The organism is Ramlibacter sp. (genome assembly GCF_035706265.1).
Classification (GTDB): domain Bacteria; phylum Pseudomonadota; class Gammaproteobacteria; order Burkholderiales; family Burkholderiaceae_C; genus Ramlibacter.
The window spans coordinates 1-5153 of sequence record NZ_DASSVG010000058.1 but is presented as its reverse complement, the minus strand read 5'-3'; the positions used below and the strand labels follow the sequence as shown (position 1 = coordinate 5153).

The 5153-nt window shown below is 70.7% G+C and carries 6 protein-coding genes; 4 read left to right on the top strand and 2 right to left on the bottom strand.

Going from position 1 to position 5153, the window contains the following annotated elements; genetic code table 11:
* From VFM98_RS02020 to VFM98_RS02005, 4 genes are all read left to right on the top strand, one after another.
* The coding region (locus VFM98_RS02020) for an ABC transporter ATP-binding protein (protein ID WP_325108217.1) at nucleotides 1-615 on the top strand (615 nt) is incomplete at its 5' end.
* Nucleotides 612-1325: an ABC transporter ATP-binding protein gene (locus VFM98_RS02015; RefSeq protein WP_325108216.1), complete on the top strand. Its 714-nt coding sequence runs from the start codon at nucleotides 612-614 to the stop codon at nucleotides 1323-1325. The genes VFM98_RS02020 and VFM98_RS02015, both read left to right, overlap by 4 nt.
* A gap of 54 nt (nucleotides 1326-1379) precedes the next feature.
* Nucleotides 1380-2855 (top strand): dihydroorotase family protein, encoded by a 1476-nt coding sequence (locus VFM98_RS02010; RefSeq protein ID WP_325108215.1) that lies wholly within the window; start codon nucleotides 1380-1382, stop codon nucleotides 2853-2855.
* A 5-nt stretch (nucleotides 2856-2860) separates the two neighbouring features.
* A complete protein-coding gene (locus VFM98_RS02005) occupies nucleotides 2861-4207 on the top strand; it encodes an FAD-dependent oxidoreductase (RefSeq protein WP_325108214.1) in 1347 nt (448 codons plus the stop codon).
* On the opposite strand, the gene fdx is transcribed toward VFM98_RS02005, so the two are convergent.
* Both fdx and VFM98_RS01995 read right to left on the bottom strand, forming a co-directional pair.
* Nucleotides 4182-4520, bottom strand: coding sequence for an ISC system 2Fe-2S type ferredoxin (gene fdx, locus VFM98_RS02000; RefSeq protein ID WP_325108213.1), 339 nt, complete (start codon nucleotides 4518-4520; stop codon nucleotides 4182-4184). The genes VFM98_RS02005 and fdx overlap by 26 nt on opposite strands.
* A 20-nt stretch (nucleotides 4521-4540) precedes the next feature.
* The coding region (locus tag VFM98_RS01995; RefSeq protein ID WP_325108212.1) for an Hsp70 family protein at nucleotides 4541-5153 on the bottom strand (613 nt) is incomplete at its 5' end.

The following is a 5153-nucleotide window of genomic DNA, read 5'->3' as shown; positions in this document are numbered from 1 at the left end:
GGCAAGACCACCCTGTTCGCGCTCGCCTCGGGTTTCCTGCGGCCCGACGCGGGCTCCATCGCCTTCGACGGCGAGGAGATCACCGGCGCGCCGCCGCACCTGAATGCGCGCCGCGGCATGACGCGCACCTTCCAGGTCGTGCAGCCTTTCGCGGCGCAGACGGTGCGCGAGAACATCGCGGTCGGCGCGCACCTGCATTGCGCCGACCGGCGCGAGGCGCTGGCGCAGGCCGAAGCGGTGGCGCAGCGCGTCGGCCTCTCCCCGGTTCTGGACAAGCCGGCCGGCGAGCTCACCGTGGCGGGCCGCAAGCGGCTGGAACTGGCGCGCGCGCTGGCGACGCGCCCGCGCCTGCTGCTGCTGGACGAGGTGCTGGCGGGCCTCAATCCGCAGGAGGTGGGCGAGATGGTGCCGGTGGTGCGCGCCATTGCGGCGGGCGGCGTCACCGTGCTGATGATCGAGCACGTGATGCAGGCCGTGATGCACCTGGCGCAACACGTCTGGGTGCTGGCCCAGGGGCGGCTGATCGCCTCCGGCACACCGGCGGAAGTCACGCGCGATCCGGCGGTGATCGAGGCCTACCTCGGGCACGGCACGGCGCGGAGGCTGGCGGCATGAGCGAATCGCTCTTGTCCGTGCGGGGACTGCGCAGCGGCTACGGCGCCGTCGAAGTGCTGCGCGGCATCGACCTCGACCTCGGCGCCGGCGAGATCGTGGCCCTGCTCGGAAGCAACGGCGCCGGCAAGACCACCTTCAACCAGACCGTGAGCGCCCTGCTGCCGGCGCGCGGCGGCAGCATCCGCTTCGACGGGCGCGACATCACGCGGGCCCACTACCGCGACGTGGTGGCGGCGGGCCTGATCCACGTGCCCGAGGGGCGGCGCATCTTCCCCAACCTGTCGGTGCTGGAGAACCTGGAGCTGGGCTCCTTCGCGCGGGCACGTGGCCAGCGCGCGGCCAACCTGCAGCGCGTGTTCGACATCTTCCCGCGCCTGAAGGAGCGCACCGGCCAGCTCGCCGGAACCATGAGCGGCGGCGAGCAGCAGATGCTGGCGATCGGCCGCGGGCTGATGGGCGAGCCGCGGCTGCTGATCCTGGACGAGCCGTCGCTGGGCCTGTCGCCGCTGCTGGTGGAGGAGCTGTTCGGCCTCGTCGCGCAACTGCATGCGCAGGGCCTCGCCATCCTGCTGGTGGAACAGAACGTGGCCCAGTCGCTCGAGATCGCGCAACGCGCCTACGTGCTGGAAAACGGCGCCATCCAGTTCTCCGGCACCAGCGAGGAACTGCTCGCCACCGACCGCCTGCGCCAGGCCTACCTGGGGGTGTGACGAGGTGGCGCCCGCTCAACGATTCCCAACACCGCTTCAGAGGAGGACTCCGGCATGACCACGCCGACCTACGACTCGTTGATCCGCAACGTGCGCATCGTGCGGCCGCACGGCAACGTGGTGCACGAGGGCGACATCGCCATCCGCGACGGCAAGTTCGCGCGGGTGGCACCGGGCATCGACCCTTTGCTCGCCAAGGAAGTGCAGGAGGGGCGCGGCCTGCTCGCCTTCCCCGGCGTGGTGGACGCGCACATGCACAGCGGCATCTATTCGCCGCTGGCCGAGGATGCGGTGACCGAATCGAAGGCCGCCGCCATGGGCGGCGTGACCTCCAGCCTCAACTACTTCCGCACCGGCCAGTACTACCTGAACAAGGGCGGGCCCTATGCCGACTTCTTCCCGGAAGTGCTGGAGGTCTCCAAGAACCGCTTCCACGTCGACTACGGCTACCACCTGGCGCCGATGGACAGCACGCACATCGACGAGATCCCGATGCTGGTGGAGAAGTTCGGCGTGGCGAGCTTCAAGATCTTCATGTTCTACGGCTCGCACGGGCTGCACGGCGCGAGCGATTCGCAGCGCCAGTTCCTGATGATCGGCGACGACCAGCGCTACGACTACGCGCATTTCGAGTTCATCATGCGCGGCGTGCAGGCCGCGCGCGAGCGCTTTCCCGAGCGGGCGCACCAGATCTCGCTGTCGCTGCACTGCGAGACGGCGGAGATCATGACGGCCTACACGAAGCTCGTGGAGAAGGACGCGTCGCTCAAGGGCCTGGCGGCCTACAGCGCCTCGCGGCCGCAGCACTCGGAGGGGCTCGCGGTCTTCATCGCCAGCTACCTCGCGCACGAGACGGCGCTGCCCAACGTGAACCTGCTGCACCTGAGTTCGCGCAAGGCGGTGCAGGCCGCGCTGATGATGGCCGACGTCTTCCCGCACATCGATTTCCGGCGCGAGGTGACGATCGGCCACCTGATGCTGGACATCGCCTCGCCGGCCGCCGAACTCGCCAAGGTCAACCCACCGATCCGCCCGCGCGAGGATGTGGAGTTTCTGTGGCACGCGCTGCTCGCGGGCGAGCTGGACTGGGTGGTATCGGACCACGCCTGCTGCCGCCACGAAACCAAGATCCCCAGCCACTACTTCGGCAACATCTGGATGGCCAAGAGCGGCTTCGGCGGCACCGAATACCTGCTGCCGGCCCTGGTGAGCGAAGGCACGCGGCGCGGCATGGGCTACAACCACATGGCCCGGGTGACGAGCTGGGCCCCGGCGCAGCGCTTCGGCCTCAACCGCAAGGGCGACATCGCCGAGGGCTACGACGCCGATCTCGCGCTGGTGGACCCGGCGAAGACGTGGACCATCCACGCGGCGGAGTCGCCCTCGACCCAGGGCTACACGCCTTTCGAGGGCATCGAGCTGTCGGCGCGGGTCGAGGCGACCTACCTGCGCGGCCAGCAGATCTACGCGCAGGACCGGGGCGTGATCGGCGAGCCGCGCGGCAAGTACCTGTTCCGCCCCACCGACTGAGCGCGATGGAGCACGCTGCGCGGGTGGTGCGTGCCGAGCGGCTGGAGGCGCCGGTGCACGTGCCGGTGGCGATCGTCGGCGCCGGGGCCTGCGGGCTGACCGCGGCCATCGCCCTGCGCGCGGCGGGCGTCGAGTGCGTGCTGCTGGAGCGCGACGCGGCGCCGAGCGGGTCGACCGCGCTGTCCTCGGGCTTCATCCCAGCCGCCGGCACGCAGGTGCAGCGGGCGCTCGGCATCGCCGACAGCCCGCAAGCGTTTGCCGAGGACATCCTGCACAAGTCGCGCGGCACGGCGGCGGCGCACCTGGTGCAGGCCTACACGCAGGCCGCCGCGCCGGCGCTCGATGCGCTGGCGGCGCACGGGTTGCGCTTCGAGCTGCTGACGAACTTCCTCTACCCCGGGCACGGCGTGCACCGCATGCACACGCTGCCCGGGCGCACGGGGGCTTCGCTCGTGGCCGCGCTGCTCGAGGCGGCGCAAGCGGCGGGCGCGGACCTGCTCACCTCCGCGCGCGTGACCGAACTCTGGGCCGACGCCGGCGACCGCATCCTCGGCATCGGTGTGCAGCGCCCCGACGGCGCCACCGAGCGCATCGGGTGCGACGTGTTGCTGCTCGCCTGCAACGGCTTCGGCGGCAATCCGCAGCTCGTGCGCGACCTGCTGCCCGAGATGCGCGAGGCGATCTTCGCCGGCCACGCGGGCAACGACGGCAGCGCGATCCTCTGGGGCCAGCAGATCGGGGCCGCACTGGCGGACCTGGGCGGCTACCAGGGCCACGGCTCCTGGGTGGTGCCGCAGGGCGCGCTCATGACCTGGGCGGTGATGATGGAAGGCGGCGTGCAGCTCAATGCGCGCGGGGAACGCTTCCACGAAGAGACCGGGGGTTATTCCGAAGCGGCGGTGGACGTGCTGGCGCAGCCGGGCGGGATCGCCTGGAACGTGTTCGGGGGACGCCAGCTCGCGCTGGCGCGCGAGTTTCCGGATTTCCGGGAGGCCGAGGCGGCGGGGGCGGTGCGCACGGCAACGGACCGTGAGGCCCTGGCGCGGATCGTCGGCTGCGCCCCGTCCGAGTTGACACCTGAGGTCGACCGCCTAGGGCCGCCCTTCCATGCCGTGCGCGTGACGGGCGCCCTCTTCCACACGCAAGGCGGCCTCGACATCGATGCGCAATGCCGCGTGCGGCGGGCGGACGGGTCGGTGTTCCCGAATCTGCTCGCCGCCGGCGGCGCGGCGCGCGGCGTGAGCGGCAATGCGGTGTGGGGCTACCTGTCGGGAAACGGGCTGCTCAGTGCGGTGGCCGGCGGGTGGATCGCGGCGCACACCGCGCTCAGTGCTTTTCCTTCGCGTGGTTGATCGAGTACTTCGGGATCTCGACCACCAGGTCCTTCTGCGCCAGGATCGCCTGGCACGAGAGGCGCGAGTTGGGCTCCAGGCCCCAGGCCCGGTCCAGCAGGTCTTCCTCGTTCTCGTCCATCTCGTTGAGCGACTCGAAGCCCTGGCGCACGATGCAGTGGCAGGTGGTGCAGGCGCAGCTCATGTCGCAGGCGTGCTCGATCTCGATGCCGTTATCGAGCAGGGCCTCGCAGATCGACGTGCCGGGCGGCGCCTGCACTTCGGCGCCCTCGGGGCAGTATTCGGGATGGGGCAGGATCTTGATGGTGGGCATAAGGGGATGGCTGTCCTGCCTCAGAGGGATTCCAGGTTGCGTCCGGCAAGGGCCTTGCGGATGCCTTCGTTCATGCGCTGCGCCGCAAAGGCTTCGGTGCCCTTGGCCAGCGCCTGCACGGCGGCCTCGACCACGCCGGCATCGTTGCTCTCTTGGACGGTGGCGCGCAGCGAGGCCATGAGCTGCTCGATGGCCTGGCGCTCCGGCGCCTCCAGCAGGTGGCCGTCGGCATCGAGCGCGCTCTGGGTCGCCAGCAGCATGCGCTCGGCGTCCACGCGGGCCTCGGTGAGCGCGCGGGCCTTCATGTCGGATTCGGCGGTGGTGAAGCTCTCGCGCAGCATGCGCGCGATCTCGTCGTCCGAGAGGCCGTAGGAAGGCTTGACCTCGATCCGCGCCTCGACGCCGCTGGCCTGCTCGCGCGCAGAGACGTTCAGCAGGCCGTCGGCATCGACGGTGAAGGTGACGCGGATGCGCGCCGCGCCGGCCGCCATCGGCGGGATGCCGCGCAGCTCGAAGCGCGCCAGGCTGCGGCAATCGGCCACCAGGTCGCGCTCGCCCTGCACCACGTGGATGGCCATGGCGGTCTGGCCGTCCTTGAAGGTGGTGAAGTCCTGCGCCTTGGCCGTGGGGATG

Coding starts and splice junctions, on each gene's coding strand:
- VFM98_RS02015 (WP_325108216.1), top strand. CDS start 612: ATGAGCGAATCGCTCTTGTCCGTGCGGGGACTGCGCAGCGGCTACGGC.
- VFM98_RS02010 (WP_325108215.1), top strand. CDS start 1,380: ATGACCACGCCGACCTACGACTCGTTGATCCGCAACGTGCGCATCGTG.
- VFM98_RS02005 (WP_325108214.1), top strand. CDS start 2,861: ATGGAGCACGCTGCGCGGGTGGTGCGTGCCGAGCGGCTGGAGGCGCCG.
- fdx (WP_325108213.1), bottom strand. CDS start 4,520: ATGCCCACCATCAAGATCCTGCCCCATCCCGAATACTGCCCCGAGGGC.